Genomic DNA, 18,443 nt, shown 5'->3' on the forward strand with positions numbered 1-18,443 from the left:
GACATGGGCCGGAGACGAAGCCCATCGACAATAAGAAGTGGAGCCGACTGCCTGCTGCATTCTATGCCCTTGTTATGCGTGACGAAGGGTTTCGCAGCGCAGAGATTCATCCAAGTAACAGGCTTGAAGACTCACGGTTCAGGCCCCAGAAATCGTGGTTATGGCAATTGACGTGAACGCCCGACGCATGCCATCCCTCGTTAACAATAAATGACGCTTGTTCCATGCGCGAACCTTACGGCGAAGGAATTCCCCGATATGCATTATACCCGAGTGAGGACGCAGAGCGATTTTGAGGGCGCTCTGGTTACCGTGTATTGCGCGGTCTGGCATCGGCAGCAAAACAAGCTCGATCTTCTAAAATCCCATTATGTTAATCTGCGCCGCCAGAGTATTGGCGTGCGCATGATCTACATTTTCGACAATGGTGATACGCCGCCGGATTGGCTGGATGCGGATTGCTACGTGTTCTCAGGCCCACTTTCGATCTACGAAGCGTGGGCTGCAGCCGTCGCGCTCAACAAGTCGTTCTATGTCATGAACCTCAATCTTGACGATCGCCTGGCCACCAATGCAGTGGAAATGATGGTTGGAGCGTCCTGCGCCTCGTCGGCGGCGCTCGTTGGCGGCGAGTGGCTGATCTGTTTCGATGACTCCCATCTGGATCAGCCGTTCAAGGCGCCTTTGCTTATCGCTTCGGAATTCGTATCCGAGTGGCCGCCCAAACCACATTCGCGGCTGAGATTGGGCTCGGGGTCCGGTGAACGCGGCACTTTTGGTCCGGCGACCCTCTGGCATGCCGCAGCGTTGGGGAAATATTATCCGAGTTATTTCAACGATGGATCGATCATCAAATCGATTGGCGATACGTTGTTTTGGGGCGCGGTGCATCAAAAAGGGCTAAAAATGGTGCGTCTGCCGATGCTGATCGGCAAATATTACTCGTCACCGACCCAGCAGGCGGAATTCCGTTCGCATGAGGACCAGGAGCTTCTCACTCGCCATGGCATCTCCAAAATCTCGTTTGCGGACCGCATTCTTGGCGGAGAAGTGCCGGAAGTGCCTGGACCAACCATCTAGCCTCTCGATTGCGGAACGGTAACCAGGAAAACGGTGCCCTGGCAGGATGATTTTTGCAGCGTGATTGTTGCTGCGTGCGAGGCGAGCATCGTACGGGCGATTTCAAGCCCCATTCCCGTTCCGCCATCCAGTCGCCGGGTCGAGAAAAATGGCTGGAACACACGGTCCTTGTTTGCGTCCGATATCCCGCTCCCATCGTCCGCTACGAAGATCTTGGTGGAAAGCCGGTTGGCTTCCACCCTAAGATCGAGGCGCGTTGCACCATTCTGGAAAGCATTTTCCGCGAGGTTTGCGAAGACCACATTGGCCGCCTCAATCGGAAGCGCGAAGCGAGCCGCCGATTGTCCTGATACAGCAATCACATAATCGGGAAAGCGGACCTGAAGCATGCTTTGGATCTCGTCGGCACAGATTTTGTCGACGGGGAGCGCTGTTTCTGCTTGAGCGAGTTCGCGAAGTCTCTCCAGCAACAGGTCAAGCCGCTTCGAATCGTCGATGATGTTTTCGAGAAAATGCAGGCGTTCGGCCTTGGTCATAACCTGATCGTCACCATCGTCGAGCATCAACTCTGCCGCCCCGCGGATCGAGGTCAGGGGCGATTTTAGTTCATGCGACACATGTGCAGCAAAGGAACGCACATATTCGCTGCGATCGACAAGTTTGCCGGCGAGATCCAGAAAGCTCTGGGACAAGGTTGCGACTTCGCGCGTGCCGTAGCTTTCAAGCGGCCGGATCGCGGCTCTCCCGCCTTGGGCAATCTCGTTCGATCGCACAATCAGCGCATTGATAGGGCCGGCAATGTTTCGATTGAGAACATAGGCAACCGCTAGGGTTACGAGAAACACAACAAGAAGTACGGCGGCCTCCGTCGACGTCGTCAAGGAAGCGCTGTCTGTTGCTCGAAACCAGATGATGCTGATGATTGGCAACATCATGATCGATAGAAGCACCGAATAGACGATGAGCGCGATCGGTGGCCGCCATTTCGATTTGACCTGCGGAGCCGGCATTTCAGCTGCCTCGCTCATTGTTCGCGCGCAGCTTGAAGCCGACGCCATGGACCGTTGTGATGATGTTATCGGCGCCGGTCGCTGCCAGCTTCGCCCTTATATTGCGGATATGACTGTCGATCGTACGGTCGGAGACATACGTTCCGGGTCCGTAGGCGGCCTGCATCAATTGCTCGCGACTGAAAACCATGTCCGGGCGCGTCATCAGGGTTTCGAGGATCGAAAATTCGAGAGCGGTGGGCGTCATGGGAGTGCCATTGACGTTTACAGTGCGGCTAGCTCGTTCCAGCCGCAGACCACCAGCGACCACACCCTGCTCATTTTTTTCGGTTATGCCCGAAACACCGCTGCGCTTGAGGATGGTTTTGACCCGCGCAACCAATTCGCGTGGGCTGAAAGGTTTTGTAACATAGTCATCTCCGCCGATTTCCAATCCCAAAACCCGATCGATCTCTTCATCCCTTGCAGAGAGAAAAAGGATCGGGATCGAAGAAGTCTTTCGGATCTGACGGCAGAGATCCAGCCCGTCCATATCCGGCATGCCGATGTCGAGAATGATGAGGTCAACCCTGCCGGAACGAAACGCCATCATGGCCTGAGATCCGTTCCGTGCCGTTTCGGTCATCATGCCGGCACGTTCCAGCGCAAAGCAGATGACGTCGCGGATGTTCGGCTCGTCATCAACAACAAGGATGCGGAGTGGCATGATGTCTCCCGAGATATTCGACCATGTCGGTGATATCGTCGTTTCATGGCCCAATCAAAGCCTTGTCAGCAAATAGTTTTTCATCCTCTCTTGCCGGTAGCTCCAGCTGCGCCACGCCTGGGGCCGCGATGTGATCGGGAAAGCAAGGTGCTGTCTCGCAAAGCTTGCCAGACGTCTTTTGTCGCCATCTTCGGGCGCGGCGGATAGGTAAAGATCAAGCGCCGGAATGGCTGAGGGGCCAAGCGAGGCAAGATAGTGGATATCCAGTGGCGTTCCATGTTGGGAAAATTCCAGACTGTTCTCGACATTGAACCGCGCGATAAACGCTGAAGAGTCGAGGAATGCCCCAAAGTATAGAACTGTTGCCAAAGTTAAGAGGTTCATCGAAATCAGCCATTCGTTGGAACGTCGCAATGCTATCCGCAAGAGGATGAACATCAGGCCGGTTGCAACCAGTCCCATCCACACACCCGCAGCAAGCCGCAGATGCGTCAGCGAATAGGCTTCCACGTAAAGATCGAGCCTTAGAATGGATGACAGGCAGAGAAGGACGTTCTGGATGATCCATGCAATGACGAGAGCGCGAATTAATCGGCTCGCGTCCCCTGGCCCGCCCCGGCGCATGGCAATGAGCACGAATGCTGCGGCCAGCAATGCGGTTGCCGCCAATGGATAGGCGCCTTGATGTGCATATTCGGCATGGCTCATTCCTGCCGGCAATTCTGCACCGCCCCAAAGGTAGATGAGGTCGAGCGCGGTTTGCATGGCAAAGAGCAGATTGAATATCGCCAGGGAGCGGACAAGTGCCCTGTGATCGAGGAGGCCGGTTATTGGGCTATCCCCCACGGGATCTATCGACGATCGCCTGCGTTTTGGTGTCAATCGTGGGCGTATCATAGCCCAGATCAAGCTTGCCGCAGCCAGCCAGAACGCCAGCCGGCTGATATCGAGCAGGTTCAACATGAACCGCAGATCGATATTGTGAAGGCCCATCTCGATCAACGGATTGGCGGCGCTGAACAGAAGCAGGAAAACCAGCCCCATACCGAGTGGCAGCATCCAGCCGGTAAGCGATTTCAGCCCTGCACCAAAGATCGTTCGACCGGATAGAGAACGTGAATATCGTCGGTAGGTTTTCGGCAATCCGGTCAACATCGATGGCATGAAACGCAGAAGAACGAGAGGGATTGCGCCCGGTCTTTTCGGCAGAAGTTTTGCGGCTTTGAGGGCGATAAGGATCACTGCTGCCATCGAGATAATGAACCCGCTCGCCGTCGGTGCTTCCAGCAATGGTGCTGATGCGATGGCGGAGAGGCAGAGATAGACAGCGGCGGTAACTGGATGCGTCGGTTTGCGTGCCGAAATCAGAATGGCGCAAGTAAGTAAGATCGGCAAAAGAAAAAGATTCAGGCCAAATGCTTGTCTGAAAGAGAGAAAATCCGCAAGTGCGACCGTCGCGGCAAGAACGGCTACACGCCTCTTGCCGTTTGAGAAGGCGTTCGTAATGATGAATTGGGGATGGGTCAGTTGCATGGTTGAATTCCGCGCTCATGCCAATGGAGATGAATTTCCTCACCGCGGCCGACAGATGGATCTGGGCCTTCACGGCGAAAATCTTCTCCAAGCCACCAGTCCTCGGCGAGGAGGCGATAGGGCAAGCGGGGAAGGGTGGAGCGATCGGGAATGAGGTGCTTTTTCATGTCGGCAGAATGCCCATGGCATTTGCAGATTATGTGCAGGCCATGAGGAGATATTCAGGATTTTGGTCCGAACCGAGCCGACTTCATCGAGATGCCTTTGGGAGAATGCATGTTCTCCGGCAGATAATCTTAAAACGGGCTTTCCACAAATGGCGCTGGCGGGCTTGAAGCAGGATCGTGCAGCCAAGCTCCGCTGACCGTACGTGGTAGCTTTGCCGCATACTCAACTCCATGTGTCTGCTGTACAAAAATGACAACGTCGCCTGGCGCGGCTCCATGGGAAGAGAAAGACATCATGAATTCATTTCAACCAGCTCCCTCGAAATCGTACCTGACGACACCGGGAGGCGCGGCGGCCGCCGTTCTGCATCATGGCGCTCAACTGGCTTCCTGGCAGTCTGCGAAAGGTACGGAGAACATCTATCTATCGGAGCTGGCCGATTTTTCTCCGGGTAGCGCGGTGCGTGGCGGCGCGCCAATCTGCTTTCCGCAATTCTCCACCCTCGGCGATCTGCCGCTGCACGGTTTCTTCCGCAACCAGATCTGGACGCCGGTTCCGGGTGGTGCAGATGGCGCCGAGATTGCGCGGTTACAGCTTCGCGATACAGACGAGACTCGCGCGCTTTGGCCGCACGCTTTCCAAGCTGAACTTCAAGTGGCAGTTGCGGACCACAGCCTGGAGATCGCGTTTTCGGTATCGAATACAGGGGCCGAGGTTTTCTCCTTTACCGCAGCGCTCCACACTTACTTCCGGGTGACGGAGATCGCGAACGTAGCCATCGCCGGCTTGCAGAATGTCCGCTATCTAGACAAGCTAAAGGATAATGTCATCGATACTGAGACGAGCGCGCGACTGCTGATCGACCGCCCGCTGGACCGCATTTATTACAGCACCACGGGGGCGCTCACCCTCGAAGAGGGCGCTCGTCAGTTACGGATTTCTACGCAGGGCATGCCCGATACCGTGGTATGGAATCCTGGCCCGGAACGTTGCGCCACCATCGCCGATCTGCCCGATGATGCCTGGCGGCATTTTGTCTGCGTCGAGGCTGCGGCTATTGACGCGCCTATCTCTCTTGCTCCTGGCGCAACGTGGCGCGGGGTCCAGAAAATGGAAGATATTCAAGGCGATCGATAAATTCCGGAATGCGCCGCAGGCGATCATTCGTAGTGTGATTACCGTCTTTAATGTCGGTAAAAAATCTTTCGTGAGGGGCAGGCGCCGCGCTTTCAGCGGCGCCTGCCCCTCGATCGCAGAATTATTGCGGGGTCAGATCGAAGCCGAACCATTTCATCGACAAGGTCTTCAGCGTGCCGTCAGCCTTGGCGGCGGTGATCGCCTCGTCGAACTTAGCCTTCAGGGCCGTATCGCTCTTGCGCAGGCCGACGGAGCTGCCGGCGCCGAGGAAGCCACCCTGGAAGCGCGGGCCGACGATTTCGATATCGCTGTTGGTCGGCTTTTCGACGGCGGTCTTCAGATAGCCCATCGACGCCATGATCACGTCGACGCGGCCGGCGATCAGGTCGAGGTCATGCTGTTCGGTGGTCTTGTATTCGCGCTTTTCGACGGTGTCCTTGAGATATTCGTCGATGAAGCGCGACGCGATCGAGGCGGTCTGCACGCCGATGATCTTGCCCTTCAAAAGCGGCTTCAGCTCTTCGACGGCCTTGCGTGCGCCTTCCTGATTGCTGGAGAGCGAATAAAGCGCGTCCTTCAGCGGCATGCTGGAAAGGTCGCTGTCCTTCAGCACGGCGAAAGCCTGGCCGGTGCTGCCGTAGGACATCGAGAAATCGATGACTTCCTTACGCTTTTCGGTGGCGGACATGCCGGCCATGATGGCGTCGAACTTGCCGGCGTTAAGCGCGGGGATCATGCCGTCGAAAGCCTGGGCAACGATGGTGCACTTGATCTTCATGTGATCACACAGATAGTGCGCCAGCTCGACATCGTACCCGTCCAGCGTGCCATCCGGGCGGGTGAGGTTATAGGGAGGAAATGCACCTTCGGTGGCGATGGTGATTTCCGTCTTTTCCTGCGCGAAAGCGCCGGTCGCAAGCGTCATCGCTGCGAACATGCCGGCAGCCAGTGTCTTGATGATTGTCATTGTCGTTACCCGTCTCCTTGTTGGGTATTCATTGGTCTCAGGCGTTGATGAATTTGCGAAAACGCTCCGACTGCGCGTGGGTGAACATCTCCTCCGGGCTACCCTGTTCCTCGATTGCGCCCTGATGGAGGAAGATCACCCGGCTGGATACGTCGCGGGCAAAGCCCATTTCGTGGGTGACGACCAGCATCGTGCGGCCCTCGTCGGCAAGCGAGCGCATGACACGCAGGACCTCGCCGACCAGTTCCGGGTCGAGCGCCGATGTCGGCTCGTCGAACAGCATGACCTTGGGGCGCATGGCGAGCGCCCGCGCAATTGCCGCACGCTGCTGCTGGCCGCCGGAAAGATGCGAGGGATAATGATTGCGCTTGTCGGCAATGCCGACCTTTTCGAGCAGCGCTTCGGCTTCGGCGATCACATCCGCCTTCGGCCGTTTTTGCACATGGATTGGCGCCTCGATGATGTTCTCGATCACCGTCTTGTGGGACCAGAGATTGAAGCTCTGGAACACCATGCCGAGTTCGGAGCGGATGCGTTCGACCTGCCGACGGTCGACAATATGCCCGTGGCCCCTTGCATCGCGCTTGAGAGATATTTTTTCGCCAGCCACGCTGATATCGCCGGCATCGGGTGTTTCCAGCATGTTGATGCAGCGAAGCATGGTCGATTTGCCGGAACCGGACGAACCGAGAATGGAGATGACTTCGCCCTCATGCGCCGTCAGGTCTATGCCTTTCAGCACTTCGACCGGGCCGAAGCTCTTGCGCAGTCCGCGGACCTCGATCGCAGGTGTAGTATTGGGTGTCATTGCGGTCATTTCATTTCTCCTGCCGCAACGGGCTGAAGGCTGGGCGCTTGTCGCAAATGCGGGCTCAGGCGATATTCTGTCAGGACGACGATGCGGGTGAGCAGGAAATTGATGGCGAGATAGATCGCGCCTGCAACGATAAAGACTTCGATCGCCCGGTAGGTTTCGGAAATCAGCTTCGCGGCAACGCCCGTCACTTCCATGATGGTGATGATCGAGGCGAGCGAGGTCGCCTTGACCATGGAGATGATCTCGTTGGAATAGGCCGGCAGCGACTGGCGGATTGCCAGCGGCATGACGATGCGGCGGAACACCAGAAAACGTGACATTCCGCAGGCGCGGCCGGCTTCCACCTGGCCATGCGGTACGGACAGCAGGCCGCCGCGGATGATTTCGGCGGAATAGGCGGCGGTGCATAGCATCAGCGCGATGATCGCGCACCAGTAGGGATCGCGCAGGATAAACCAGAACATGCTGCGGCGTACGCCGCGGAACTGGCTGAGGCCGTAATAGATCAGGAAGATCTGCACGAGCAGCGGCGTGCCGCGGAAGATGAAAATATAAGCGCGGGCGAACCAGTCGAGAGGGGCAATGCCGGAGAGCCGGCAGAGCGCCAGCCCGAGTGCGAGGACGGTTCCCAAAGCCACCGATGTTGCAGCCAGTTGCAGCGTCGTCGGAATGGCCGAGATCAGCGTGACAAACGTCTCGTAGAGAAACAGGAAATCCATCAGCCCCTCCGGACACCGCGGGTGAACTGCTTTTCGCTGAACTGCAGCAGCGCGCCCGACAAGGTCGAGATGGCGAGATAGATCATGGCGGCGATGAAATAGAAGTCGAAAGGGCGACCGGTGGAGCCGGCACCAATCTGCGACTGGCGCAGCAATTCGACAACGCCGGTGATCGACACGAGGGCGGATTCCTTCAGCACGATCTGCCAGACATTGCCCATGCCGGGCAGGGCGTAGCGCAAGGTCAGCGGCGCGATGATGCGGCGAAAGCGCAGGAAGGGAGGCATGCCGCAGGCAATCGCCGCTTCAAGTTCGCCGGCATGGACGGCCTTGTAGGCGCCGCGAAACACTTCCGTCTGCTGAGCGCCGGAGGTGACGCCGACGGCGAGTGCACCGGCGAGAAAACCGGGAAAGCTGATGAAGCCGCTTGCGCCGAAGAGATGGCCGAAGGCGGAAATGACCGTGCTGCCGCCGAAATAGAAGAGGTAGATGACGAGCAGATCAGGAATGCCGCGCAGCACCGTGGTGTAGGTGCCGGCAACGCCGCGGGCAACCGGTCCGCCTGCAATCTTTGCCCATGCGCCGAGCGCGCCGAAGACCATGCCGATGGCATAGCCTGCGAGCGCGATCAGGATCGTCATCATCGCACCGGCGGCAAGCGCCGGTCCCCAGCCATCCGGCCCGCTGCCGATCAGATCGAGAAAGGAGGGTTGTGTCATGCAGCATCCTGGACGAGCGGGATCGGAGGATCGACGTCATCCGGGATCGGGTTGACGAAGGGCGTGCCTTCGAGGCGATAGGCGAAATCGGCCTTTGCCTCGGCAATCCGTTCTGGATTTGCGAAGAGATCCGCAGCCGTCGAGGCCATGACCTTGGCTGCATGGGCCATGCCCTTGTGGGCTGCCGGCAGCTTGCCCTGCGCGACCAGCTGCCAGGAATGGCCGGGCGTGCCGATTGCGTAAGTGGCGCCGCGCACCTGCACGGTCGGAACCACCCAGCTGACGGTGCCGACATCGGTGGAGCCGACGATCGATGTATCGCCGCTTTCCGGCGGGAAGATCACGTCGCAGAGCGACACGCCGGGGCGGGGTTTGAGACCGAAACGCTGGAAGGACGACTTGATGTCGGCCGGCGTGAACGTCTTCTGGAATTCGGCAGCCTTGGCGCGATCGGCATCATCGAAATCCGGCAGGCCGATACGCTCGATATGGCCGTGCATCAGGGTCTCGAGCGGCGTGTTGCCGACGAGGTTGGCGTCACCGCTTATGATTTCGCTTCTGACTGTCGTGCCGGTCATCAGGGCAGCGCCGGCTGCGACATCCTTGACGCGATCCACGAGTTCGAGGAGGTCCGGCAGGTCGCGTGCGCGCACAAGGTAACGGACCGTGGCACGGGCCTGGACGACGTTCGGGGCATGGCCGCCAGTATCCGTGACGGCGTAGTGAATGCGTGCGCTCGACGGCATGTGTTCGCGCAGATAATTGACGCCGACATTCATCAGCTCGACAGCATCGAGAGCGGAACGTCCGAGGTGGGGCGTGGCAGCCGCATGCGATGCGCGGCCGGAAAAATGGAAATTCAGCTCATTGCAGGCAAGCGAGACCGGATTGTTGACGCCGACAAAAGCGGCCGGATGCCAGCAGATGGCGATATCGACATCATCGAACACGCCGGCGCGAACCATGAAACCTTTCGAGGAGCCGCCTTCTTCCGCCGGGCAGCCATAATAACGGATACGGCCGGGCAGGTTGTTGGCGGCGAGGTAATCCTTGACGGCTGCTGCCGCGAGCAGGGAGCCGGAACCAAGCAGGTTATGCCCACAGCCATGGCCGTGACCGCCGGCGACCAGCGGGCGTTCTTCGGCGAGACCGGCTTCCTGGCTGAGGCCGGGCAGGGCATCGTATTCACCAAGAATGGCGATGACCGGGCCGCCTTCGCCGGCTTCGCCCATCACCGCTGTCGGCATGCCTGCGACATTGCGGATGATCCGAAAACCTTCCGCCTCAAGCTGTGCCGCATGCGCTTCACTGGAAGAAAATTCCTCGTAATTCACCTCTGGTGTGTCCCATACCTGGTCGGCGAGGCGGGCATAATCGGGCGTCTTGTTGTCGACGAGTTCCCAGACGGCGTCGGAATTTTTCATGCTATCGGTCTTTTGTTGACAAAATTGGTACCAATCCTATTTACGGAATAACATTTGCGCAACATTTCTTTTTGATTATTTATTGAGCAGGTATGCGGGCTTCGAGAGTGGTGATGACGGGTTCCCAGACGGTTACCGACGTGGATGGAGAGCGGGATGCGACCCAGTTGATCCTGCAGGATATTCAGTCCGGCATATATGCGCCCGGCACGTGGCTCAAGCAGATCGATCTCGAGATGCGTTATGGCCGCGGCCGCAACGAAATTCGCCGCGCACTCGATCGTCTCGCCCTCAAGCGGGTTGTCGAGCATGTCCCCAATCGCGGCTATCATGTCTATCTGAGTGACGGAAAGCAGTGGGACGATATCGCCGAGATCCGCATCATGCTGGAGACCGGTATTGCCGGAAAAGTCATTGCACATGCGACGACGGCGGATATCGCGGGTCTCAGAGATCTGGCGAACCGGTTTCAGGGCCTGCTTCTTTCGGGCACGGTGCTCGAGCTTTACGAGGCAAACCTCGCCTTTCACCGCGCTTATGTCGATCTTGCCGGAAACGTGGAACTGCACAGCGTGATTGCGGAACTGCGGCAGCGTACGTCCTCCGCCCCGGTGTCGCAGTGGCATACGCGATCGAGGATCGAGGTTTCGGCTGCGGAACACCACGAGATGGTCAATGCAATCGAAGGGAAGGACGAGATGCGGCTCAGGACACTCATCGAGCGGCACATCCGGCAGAAATAGCCGGTTTCAATTCCTGCTCAAAAGTCGCACAATCCCGTCAGTTTTTCAATTCGACCCATTCAGATCGGCCGAGATTCGGTTCACTCGCTCGTTTTTCGGTTCATTATGATTCTACTTGCTCTTTTCGAACGCGCAGCGCTGATGCTGATGGTGCTGTTCTTTCTCGGACGCACGCGCCTTTTCAAGAACGTGCTCTGGAAAGGCAGGCTCAGCGGGCTTGAACTTGCCTTTCTGTCCGCACTGTTTTCCGGCTTTGCGGTCGGCGGCACCTATATGGGCATTCCGGTCGAAGGCGCGCTCGTCAACGTCCGCACCATCGCCATCATGTCCGGCGGTATTCTGTTTGGGCCGTGGGTCGGCATCCCCGCAGGCATCATTTCCGGCCTGCACCGTTTCCTGATCGACATCCACGGCCCGTCGGCAACCGCCTGCCTGATCAGCAGCATCTGCGCCGGGCTTCTATCGACCGTTATCCACTATCGCGGTCGCCGCAGGTGGCTTTGGCTGACCGGCAGCCTTGCCGGCATGGCCTGCGAATGCCTGACCATGCTGCTCATCCTGCTTCTGGCCCCAGTTGGTGTCGGCAGCGCGATCGTTGCGGAAATCGCCTGGCCGATGATCATCGGCTCCATGTGTACCGGGATGATCATCAAGCGCATTCAGGATATCGAGGACGAGAAGGAGCTGACGGCAGCCCATCAGGCAAAGCTTGCACTCATCATCGCCAACCGAACCCTGCCGTTTTTCCAGAACGTGCAGGATGATACTTTCGCAAAGGTCTGCGGCGTGATTCACGAATGCCTGGGGGCGGACGCGGTGGCGATCACCGACCGCGACCATGTCCTTGCCTATGTCGGTATCGGTCACGAATATTACGACGAGAAAAAGCACAAGCATCTGAGTGAACTGACGGCCGATGCCATCCGCAACGACCGTATCACCATCGACAACAACCTGCATCGTTATCCGGCGGCGGATTTCCGTTCCGTGGCGATCGTGCCGCTGCGCGAGAACGGCCTTGTCACCGGCACGCTGAAGATCTTCTTCGCCAAGCCGGACATGATCACGGATTCACTGCGTGAACTCGGTGTCGGCCTGTCGCAGCTGATCTCGACGCAGATGGAACTGTCGCGCGTAAAAGCTCTGCGCGAGATGGCGGCAAAGGCGGAATTCCGCGCACTTCAGAGCAAGATCAATCCGCATTTCCTTTTCAATGCGCTCAACGCCATCTCGTCTCTTGTAAGGCTTCGCCCCGACGAGGCGCGGCAGGTGATTGCCAAGCTTGCGGATTATCTGCGCCAGAACCTCTCGCTCAGCGACGGCATGATCGACATAAAGGACGAGTTGCGGCAGGTGCAGGACTATGTGGCGATCGAGCAGGCGCGTTTCGGGCCAAAATTGACGGTCACGTTCGATGTTGATGACGTGAATGTCGAGATCCCAAGCCTCTCACTTCAGCCGCTGGTCGAAAACGCCATCCTGCACGGCATCCAGTCACAGCCGAAGCCGGGCGAAGTCCATATCGCAGTGAAGCGCCTTACCGATCGGGTCAATGTCACCATTCGCGATACGGGCAAGGGTATCGATCCCGAAGTCATCGAAGCGGTTGCCAATGGCCAGGCCGTGCGCGACCGGATTGGTCTGATGAACGTGAATGAGCGCCTGAAGCTGCTGCATGGCCAGGGGCTGACGATCCAGAGGCTTGAACCGGGTACGTCCGTGAGCTTCGATCTGCCGCTCGAAAACAAGGAAGCCGCATGAAGGCCCTGATCGTTGAAGACGAATATCTGGCGCGGGACGAGCTGAAATGGTTGATCGAGAACCATAGTTCCATCGAGGTCGTGGCAACGCAGGAAGATGGCCTTGCGGCCCTGCGTTATATGCAGGAACATGATCTCGACGTCGTGTTTCTCGACATCAACATTCCGTCGATCGACGGGATGACGCTGGCGCGCAGCCTTCACAAGCAGAGCAATCCGCCCAAGATCGTCATCGTCACGGCTTACAAGGAACATGCGGCCGAAGCCTTCGAGCTCGAAGTGTTCGATTATATCCTCAAGCCCTTCAATGAGCAGCGTGTCGCCAACACGCTGAAGAAGCTGGAAAATCAACCGGCCCCGGCAGCATCGGCGGAGCCGGTACCCCAGCCGGTTACCGCAGCCAAGCGCACGGTCAACATTCCGCGCAAGGACAGCATCCTCGTGCTGCCGGCGGACCTTATCTATTACGCCCGTGCCGACGAGAAGCTGACCTATGTACATACCGTCAAAGGGCATTTCGTCATTCCGACCAGCATTGGCGATTTCGCCGAAAAGCTGCCGGCAGACACATTCTTCCGCTGCCATCGCTCCTGGTGCATCAACACGTCCAAGATCCGCGAGATCTCACCGTGGTTCAATGGTACCTATGTCATCAAGCTGCACAATTTCGATGATGTCGAAATTCCGGTCAGCCGGTCTCACTTGAAAGAGTTCAAGCAACTCATGCAGCTCTGACTGCCATTCATTCCACCGATCGTGCAGTTCACGCCTTTTTCGAACAGACGGAATAAAGAGCGGCCTAGGTTTCCTCCATATTCATAAAGGAGGAAACGCGGATGACCGCTCTTTCCAATTCAAAGCGTTATTTCACACTTGTCGGCACCATTTTGTGCCAGTTCGGCCTCGGTTCGGTCTACACATGGAGCCTGTTCAACGAGGGACTTTCAGCCAAGCTTTCGCAGCCGCTGACCCAGGTTGCGTTCACCTTCGGTCTGCTGAGCCTGGCACTTGCCGTCGGCTCGTCGCTCTCGGGAAAACTGCAGGAGAAGTTCGGGCTTCGCAGCGTCGCAATCACCGCCGGCCTTGCGCTTGGCCTCGGCCTTTATCTGACCTCGACGGCAAGCAATCTCGCGCTGCTCTATATCTACGGCGGCATTCTGATCGGCGCGGCCGATGGCGCCGGCTATCTGCTCACCCTGTCGAATTGCGTCAAATGGTTTCCCGAGCGCAAGGGCCTGGCTTCGGCATTTTCGATCGGCGCCTATGGTCTCGGCAGTCTCGGCTTCAAATACCTGAACCTCGAGCTGATCAACCGTTTCGGCATGGAAAGCGCTTTCGGCCTGTGGGCGATTGCGGCCCTGGTTCTGGTTGTCGGCGGCGCGCTGCTCATCAGCGAGGCTCCGCAAACCCGTGCTCAGACAGCCGGTGCCGGCGCAAGGGATTACACGTTGGCAGAGGCCGTCCGTCAGCCAAGGTACTGGCTGCTGGCGCTGATGTTCCTCACCGTCTGCATGAGTGGCCTATACCTGATCGGTGTCGCAAAGGATGTCGGTGAGCGTTACGTCGGCCTGTCGACTTCGGTTGCAGCCGATACCGTCGCCATCATCGCTGCCGCTAACCTGCTGGGCAGGCTCGTTCTCGGCATCTTGTCGGACAAGATTGCCCGTATCCACATCATCAGTATCGCGCTTGCCTGCGCCCTGACCGGCATGGCCATGCTGCTTTTCGTGCCGCTGAATGAATATTCGTTCTTCTTCGCTGTCGCCTGCGTTGCCTTCTCGTTCGGCGGAACGATCACCGTCTATCCGGGCCTCGTCAGCGATTTCTTCGGCCTGACCAACCTCGCCCGCAACTACGGCCTGATCTATCTGGGCTTCGGTATCGGCAGTGTCGTCGGTTCGATCGTTTCCTTCGTCCTCGGCGGCTTCCTGCCGACATTCTACCTGTCGCTGCTGCTGCTGTTCGCCTCGCTTCTGTGCTCGATCAGCCTTTGGCCAAGCCGGTCGCATCACGCAAAGACCGCGACCGTACATTGAACGTCGAGAAATCCTTCAGATGTCTTCACTTCGTGATATCTGAAGCCATCCTGGCCGCGTGCAGCCAACGCTTCAAAGCCTCGCCATTGGCGAGGCTTTGGAAATATGCAGCTGTAGATGGCCGGTCAAAGCTCTGGCCCGATCGCCTTGAGGGTGGGCGTCTTGTCGGGTTTCTTGTGCGGCGTTCGGACGGCAAACTTCATATCGTCGAGGCATATCGCGCTCTAAATGTAGTCCAATCCGATATCCAGCACCTGTGCGCTATGGGTGATCCAGCCGACTGATAGCAGATCCACGCCGGAGGCGGCGATTTCAGCTGCTGTCGTCGGATTGATATTGCCGGAAGCCTCGGTAATCGCCCGACCGGCGGCGAGATTGACCGCCTGGCGCAATTGGACCGGCGTCATGTTGTCGAGCAGGACGGCATCGACCCCGATCTGCAGGGCTTCTAGCAGCTGATCGAGCGTGTCGACCTCAACTTCTATCTTGACCATGTGCCCAACGCCCGCCTTCGCGCGCCGGATAGCTTCTGCAATGCCGCCGGCAATCGCGATATGATTGTCCTTGATGAGAACCGCATCGTTCAGCGCGAAACGATGGTTCATGCCGCCCCCGGCTCGTACTGCGTATTTTTCGAGCGACCTTAATCCCGGGGTCGTCTTGCGGGTGCAGACGACCGACGCTTTGCTGCCTGATATGGCTGACACGATGCTCGCTGTCACGGTCGCTATACCGGAGAGGTGGCCGAGAAAGTTCAGTGCAGTACGTTCGCCGGTCAGCAAGGCGCGGGAAGGCCCTTCGATGGTGGCGATCACATCGCCGGGCTTCACCACAGAACCGTCCTCCATATGGCGAACCATGCCAACCGCCGGATCTATGAGTTGAAACGCAAGCTCGGCGGCATCGAGACCGGCAATCACGCCTGGGTTGCGGCTGACCATCGCAAGGCGTGAGCGATGTCCTACAGGAATAACAGCTGCTGACGTAATATCGCCGGCAAGTCCCAAGTCCTCGATTAGGGCGTTGCGTACTGTGGGTTCGATAACGATCCGGGGAAGCGTCGCAATCATCTCGTATGTCGCTCTTTAAGCACTGTGAATGAGGGATAGGGGCGCCATTTGGCGCGCGGCGGCCAGCACTGCACTGAGTGTCATTCTTTGGCGCCGAGCGTCCGGGAGGCTGAGCGGGTAATCGGTTCGGGCATGGGCGCCACGTGACTCTTCCCGCATTAATGCAAAGACGGCGATGGAAATAGCGACAAGAGCTGGATCTGCCGCCGCCCCATCCTGTTCCACCAATGGCAGCAGGCTTCCGATCGCAGATCTCATCGTCTGTGAATTGCGCAGCACACCGAGACTGCGAGAGACGATGGGTCGTACAAACGAAAGATCCGATGATACCGGCAGCTCGATCGCGTTGCATATCGGGGCCATTGACCTTGGCCTCGCAAGGATATCGCGGGCGGCGTTCATGCCCATGACCGCGGCTTCAAGAAGCGAGTTGCTGGCTAGGCGGTTTGCGCCATGCAGGCCGGTCGAGGCGGCCTCGCCGACAACCCAGAGGCCATCGAGAGTACTGCGTCCTTGACGATCGGTTGCGACGCCGCCCATGTGATAGTGAACGGCAGGCCGAACGGGAATGCGCTCTCGCAACGGGTCAACACCGGCTTCTCGGCATAGAAGCGTTATTGTCGGGAAACGGTTGGCAAAGCCTTGCCCCAAAGCCTCTCTCGCATCGAGGAACACCCTGCTGCCTTTGGCAATTTCGGCGCTGATAGCTCTGGTAACGACATCGCGTGGGGCAAGCTCGGCACCCGGTTGATCGGCCAGAAACCGCTCGTTCCTGTCATTGACAAGAATAGCGCCCTCGCCACGCACCGCCTCGCTGACAAGTGCCAGCGGCCGCCCGGCGGACCAGTTGGCGGCGTCGAGCGCGGTTGGATGGAATTGTACGAATTCCATGTCGGCAAGCTTGGCGCCGGCACGGGCGGCGAGCATGATGCCTTGCCCGTAATTGCCGCTCGGGGTCGTGGTCGTTTCGTAAAGACCGCCAAGTCCGCCCGTGGCGAGAACGATCCGCGTTGCAGGAATGACGAGAGGCCCCGATCGGCTTGCGCAGATAAGACCGGACAACACATCATCTGTCTTCAGCAAGCGGCGGACTTCGATGCCTTCCATGACTGTGATCGATGGTGTGCGGCTAACCTTCTCCACGAGGGCGTGCACAATCGCAGCTCCCGATCCGTCGCCGGCGACATGGGCGATGCGGTGCCGTGAATGTGCAGCCTCCAGTCCAAGCAAATAGGCTCCGTCAGGGCTCCGGTCGAACTGCACGCCGAAACTCTCAAGCGATGCGATCGCGGCCGGTGCGTCTGCGAGGATCGCAGCCGCGACGTCGGCGTCACACAATTCGTCGCCTGCTGCCAGCGTGTCTGCTAGATGCAGGCCGACGCTGTCGTCATCGCCAAGGCTTGCGGCGATGCCGCCTTGCGCCCATGCGCTGGAGCTTTCGGCCCCCAGTGCCGCCCGTGTCAGGAGCAGAACCGGCTGCGGCGCCAGCGTCAACGCCGTGACCAGTCCCGCGAGCCCGCTTCCGACCACCACGACTTGGTCGGCGAAGCGATCGAGATACTCCGTCATATCGCCAGCATCCTTTCGACAGCAAGCCGTGCGCCTGCTGCCACGGCGGGATCGACTGTCACTTCATGGCGATTTTCTTCCAACGCCTGGCGGATATTGGAGAGCGTGATGCGCTTCATATGCGGGCAGAGGTTGCAGGGTCTGATGAATTCCACGCCTGGATGGTCGACCGCGACGTTGTCGCTCATCGAGCACTCCGTCAGAAGAACGACGCGCGCCGGGCTCTTGGCTCCGACATAGTCCGACATGACAGCCGTGGAGCCGGCAAAATCAGCTGCCGCCACCACGTCAGGTGGACATTCGGGATGCGCCAGAATGGTGATGCCGGGATGCGCATCACGCAGGTCGCGCACATCCTGGGAGGTAAAAAGCTCATGCACTTCGCAATGGCCGTGCCAGGCTATGATCTCGACATCTGTCTCGCGGGCCACGTTTTGTGCCAGATATTCATCCGGGATCATCAGGACTTTCGACACACCGAGGGATTCGACAACCTTCTTTGCGTTGCCTGACGTGCAGCATATATCCGACGCCGCTTTGACGGCCGCCGACGTGTTGACATAGGTGATGACCGGCACGCCGGGATGGGCCTGACGCAGAAGCGCCACGTCTTCCGGCGTGATGGATTCTGCCAGCGAACAGCCGGCGCCCATGTCCGGGATGAGCACGGTTTTTTCCGGGTTGAGCAGCTTTGCGGTTTCCGCCATGAAATGAACGCCGGCCAGAACGATCACGTCTGCCTCTACATCGATTGCCTTGCGAGCGAGCGCCAGACTGTCGCCAACGATATCGGCAACGCCATGGAAGATTTCCGGTGTCTGGTAGTTATGCGCGAGGATTACCGCATTACGGCTTCGTTTCAACTCGAGGATCGCGTCAACATCTTTCTGGTGCGACAACCACTCCGCTTCAGGCATGACTCTGCGGACGCGCTCATAGAGCGACAACATGGAAACCGGCGAATTCATCGATAACCTCCGTTAAT

General features: G+C 58.4%; 17 protein-coding genes. 6 read left to right on the forward strand and 11 right to left on the reverse strand.

Annotation, left to right across the window (positions count from 1 at the left end):
* Positions 1-258: 258 nt before the first annotated feature.
* Complete coding sequence (locus MRBLMR1_RS27365; RefSeq protein WP_148144516.1) at positions 259-1,080, forward strand: glycosyltransferase family 2 protein; 822 nt, start codon at positions 259-261, stop codon at positions 1,078-1,080.
* Here the strand turns inward: MRBLMR1_RS27365 and MRBLMR1_RS27370 are convergent.
* From MRBLMR1_RS27370 to MRBLMR1_RS27380, 3 genes are read right to left on the reverse strand one after another with little or no spacing between them, the layout of a single operon-like run.
* Positions 1,077-2,090: a sensor histidine kinase gene (locus MRBLMR1_RS27370; RefSeq protein WP_148144748.1), complete on the reverse strand. Its 1,014-nt coding sequence runs from the start codon at positions 2,088-2,090 to the stop codon at positions 1,077-1,079. The two genes, MRBLMR1_RS27365 and MRBLMR1_RS27370, sit on opposite strands and share 4 nt — an antisense overlap.
* A 1-nt stretch (position 2,091) precedes the next feature.
* Positions 2,092-2,796 carry a response regulator transcription factor gene (locus MRBLMR1_RS27375; RefSeq protein WP_148144517.1) on the reverse strand — a complete coding sequence of 235 codons (705 nt, stop codon included), beginning with the start codon at positions 2,794-2,796 and terminating at the stop codon, positions 2,092-2,094.
* Between the two features lie 54 nt (positions 2,797-2,850).
* Positions 2,851-4,329: a DUF4153 domain-containing protein gene (locus MRBLMR1_RS27380; RefSeq protein ID WP_500066979.1), complete on the reverse strand. Its 1,479-nt coding sequence runs from the start codon at positions 4,327-4,329 to the stop codon at positions 2,851-2,853.
* Positions 4,330-4,791: 462 nt separating this feature from the next.
* Here MRBLMR1_RS27380 and MRBLMR1_RS27385 point away from each other — a divergent pair, with 462 nt between their 5' ends.
* Positions 4,792-5,634 carry a D-hexose-6-phosphate mutarotase gene (locus MRBLMR1_RS27385; protein WP_500066980.1) on the forward strand — a complete coding sequence of 281 codons (843 nt, stop codon included), beginning with the start codon at positions 4,792-4,794 and terminating at the stop codon, positions 5,632-5,634.
* Positions 5,635-5,755: 121 nt separating this feature from the next.
* Here the strand turns inward: MRBLMR1_RS27385 and MRBLMR1_RS27390 are convergent, their stop codons facing one another.
* Genes MRBLMR1_RS27390 through MRBLMR1_RS27410 form a run of 5 tightly spaced genes read right to left on the reverse strand, consistent with a single transcriptional unit; the run spans position 5,756 to position 10,280 of the window.
* Entirely contained in the window at positions 5,756-6,601 is an 846-nt protein-coding gene (locus MRBLMR1_RS27390) for a transporter substrate-binding domain-containing protein (protein WP_148144519.1), read from the reverse strand.
* 37 nt (positions 6,602-6,638) lie between these two features.
* Positions 6,639-7,418 carry an ABC transporter ATP-binding protein gene (locus MRBLMR1_RS27395; protein WP_404945492.1) on the reverse strand — a complete coding sequence of 260 codons (780 nt, stop codon included), beginning with the start codon at positions 7,416-7,418 and terminating at the stop codon, positions 6,639-6,641.
* Positions 7,415-8,137 carry an ABC transporter permease gene (locus MRBLMR1_RS27400; RefSeq protein ID WP_148144520.1) on the reverse strand — a complete coding sequence of 241 codons (723 nt, stop codon included), beginning with the start codon at positions 8,135-8,137 and terminating at the stop codon, positions 7,415-7,417. The genes MRBLMR1_RS27395 and MRBLMR1_RS27400 overlap by 4 nt, the downstream gene beginning before the upstream one ends.
* Complete coding sequence (locus tag MRBLMR1_RS27405; protein WP_148144521.1) at positions 8,137-8,856, reverse strand: ABC transporter permease; 720 nt, start codon at positions 8,854-8,856, stop codon at positions 8,137-8,139. The genes MRBLMR1_RS27400 and MRBLMR1_RS27405 overlap by 1 nt, the downstream gene beginning before the upstream one ends.
* Complete coding sequence (locus MRBLMR1_RS27410) at positions 8,853-10,280, reverse strand: M20 family metallopeptidase (protein ID WP_148144522.1); 1,428 nt, start codon at positions 10,278-10,280, stop codon at positions 8,853-8,855. Before MRBLMR1_RS27410 ends, MRBLMR1_RS27405 begins: the two co-directional genes overlap by 4 nt.
* Positions 10,281-10,393: 113 nt before the next feature.
* Here MRBLMR1_RS27410 and MRBLMR1_RS27415 point away from each other — a divergent pair, with 113 nt between their 5' ends.
* The 4 genes from MRBLMR1_RS27415 (at position 10,394) to MRBLMR1_RS27430 (ending at position 14,819) form a co-directional block, all read left to right on the forward strand.
* Positions 10,394-11,023 (forward strand): GntR family transcriptional regulator, encoded by a 630-nt coding sequence (locus MRBLMR1_RS27415; protein WP_500066981.1) that lies wholly within the window; start codon positions 10,394-10,396, stop codon positions 11,021-11,023.
* Between the two features lie 105 nt (positions 11,024-11,128).
* Complete coding sequence (locus MRBLMR1_RS27420) at positions 11,129-12,784, forward strand: LytS/YhcK type 5TM receptor domain-containing protein (protein ID WP_500066982.1); 1,656 nt, start codon at positions 11,129-11,131, stop codon at positions 12,782-12,784.
* Positions 12,781-13,518: a LytR/AlgR family response regulator transcription factor gene (locus MRBLMR1_RS27425; protein ID WP_148144525.1), complete on the forward strand. Its 738-nt coding sequence runs from the start codon at positions 12,781-12,783 to the stop codon at positions 13,516-13,518. Before MRBLMR1_RS27420 ends, MRBLMR1_RS27425 begins: the two co-directional genes overlap by 4 nt.
* A 101-nt stretch (positions 13,519-13,619) precedes the next feature.
* On the forward strand, positions 13,620-14,819 hold the full coding sequence (locus tag MRBLMR1_RS27430; RefSeq protein ID WP_148144526.1) for an MFS transporter: 1,200 nt from the start codon (positions 13,620-13,622) through the stop codon (positions 14,817-14,819).
* Positions 14,820-15,043: 224 nt separating this feature from the next.
* Here the strand turns inward: MRBLMR1_RS27430 and nadC are convergent, their stop codons facing one another.
* From nadC to nadA, 3 genes are read right to left on the reverse strand one after another with little or no spacing between them, the layout of a single operon-like run.
* Positions 15,044-15,889 (reverse strand): carboxylating nicotinate-nucleotide diphosphorylase, encoded by an 846-nt coding sequence (nadC, locus tag MRBLMR1_RS27435; protein ID WP_500066983.1) that lies wholly within the window; start codon positions 15,887-15,889, stop codon positions 15,044-15,046.
* Positions 15,890-15,904: 15 nt separating this feature from the next.
* On the reverse strand, positions 15,905-17,458 hold the full coding sequence (locus MRBLMR1_RS27440; protein WP_500066984.1) for an L-aspartate oxidase: 1,554 nt from the start codon (positions 17,456-17,458) through the stop codon (positions 15,905-15,907).
* Positions 17,455-18,426, reverse strand: coding sequence for a quinolinate synthase NadA (gene nadA / locus MRBLMR1_RS27445; RefSeq protein ID WP_500066985.1), 972 nt, complete (start codon positions 18,424-18,426; stop codon positions 17,455-17,457). Before nadA ends, MRBLMR1_RS27440 begins: the two co-directional genes overlap by 4 nt.
* Positions 18,427-18,443 lie beyond the last annotated feature (17 nt).

Origin of the sequence: Neorhizobium sp. LMR1-1-1.1 (assembly GCF_040675795.1) — a bacterium.
Lineage (GTDB): Bacteria > Pseudomonadota > Alphaproteobacteria > Rhizobiales > Rhizobiaceae > Neorhizobium > Neorhizobium cellulosilyticum.

What these genes read in the sequence shown, in the direction of transcription:
- MRBLMR1_RS27440 (WP_500066984.1), bottom strand. Translation starts at nt 17,458, where the DNA reads ATGACGGAGTATCTCGATCGCTTCGCCGACCAAGTCGTGGTGGTCGGA.
- MRBLMR1_RS27400 (WP_148144520.1), bottom strand. Translation starts at nt 8,137, where the DNA reads ATGGATTTCCTGTTTCTCTACGAGACGTTTGTCACGCTGATCTCGGCC.
- MRBLMR1_RS27415 (WP_500066981.1), top strand. Translation starts at nt 10,394, where the DNA reads ATGACGGGTTCCCAGACGGTTACCGACGTGGATGGAGAGCGGGATGCG.
- MRBLMR1_RS27390 (WP_148144519.1), bottom strand. Translation starts at nt 6,601, where the DNA reads ATGACAATCATCAAGACACTGGCTGCCGGCATGTTCGCAGCGATGACG.
- MRBLMR1_RS27420 (WP_500066982.1), top strand. Translation starts at nt 11,129, where the DNA reads ATGATTCTACTTGCTCTTTTCGAACGCGCAGCGCTGATGCTGATGGTG.
- nadA (WP_500066985.1), bottom strand. Translation starts at nt 18,426, where the DNA reads ATGAATTCGCCGGTTTCCATGTTGTCGCTCTATGAGCGCGTCCGCAGA.
- nadC (WP_500066983.1), bottom strand. Translation starts at nt 15,889, where the DNA reads ATGATTGCGACGCTTCCCCGGATCGTTATCGAACCCACAGTACGCAAC.
- MRBLMR1_RS27410 (WP_148144522.1), bottom strand. Translation starts at nt 10,280, where the DNA reads ATGAAAAATTCCGACGCCGTCTGGGAACTCGTCGACAACAAGACGCCC.
- MRBLMR1_RS27385 (WP_500066980.1), top strand. Translation starts at nt 4,792, where the DNA reads ATGAATTCATTTCAACCAGCTCCCTCGAAATCGTACCTGACGACACCG.
- MRBLMR1_RS27405 (WP_148144521.1), bottom strand. Translation starts at nt 8,856, where the DNA reads ATGACACAACCCTCCTTTCTCGATCTGATCGGCAGCGGGCCGGATGGC.
- MRBLMR1_RS27395 (WP_404945492.1), bottom strand. Translation starts at nt 7,418, where the DNA reads ATGACCGCAATGACACCCAATACTACACCTGCGATCGAGGTCCGCGGA.
- MRBLMR1_RS27365 (WP_148144516.1), top strand. Translation starts at nt 259, where the DNA reads ATGCATTATACCCGAGTGAGGACGCAGAGCGATTTTGAGGGCGCTCTG.
- MRBLMR1_RS27375 (WP_148144517.1), bottom strand. Translation starts at nt 2,796, where the DNA reads ATGCCACTCCGCATCCTTGTTGTTGATGACGAGCCGAACATCCGCGAC.
- MRBLMR1_RS27425 (WP_148144525.1), top strand. Translation starts at nt 12,781, where the DNA reads ATGAAGGCCCTGATCGTTGAAGACGAATATCTGGCGCGGGACGAGCTG.
- MRBLMR1_RS27430 (WP_148144526.1), top strand. Translation starts at nt 13,620, where the DNA reads ATGACCGCTCTTTCCAATTCAAAGCGTTATTTCACACTTGTCGGCACC.
- MRBLMR1_RS27380 (WP_500066979.1), bottom strand. Translation starts at nt 4,329, where the DNA reads ATGCAACTGACCCATCCCCAATTCATCATTACGAACGCCTTCTCAAAC.
- MRBLMR1_RS27370 (WP_148144748.1), bottom strand. Translation starts at nt 2,090, where the DNA reads ATGCCGGCTCCGCAGGTCAAATCGAAATGGCGGCCACCGATCGCGCTC.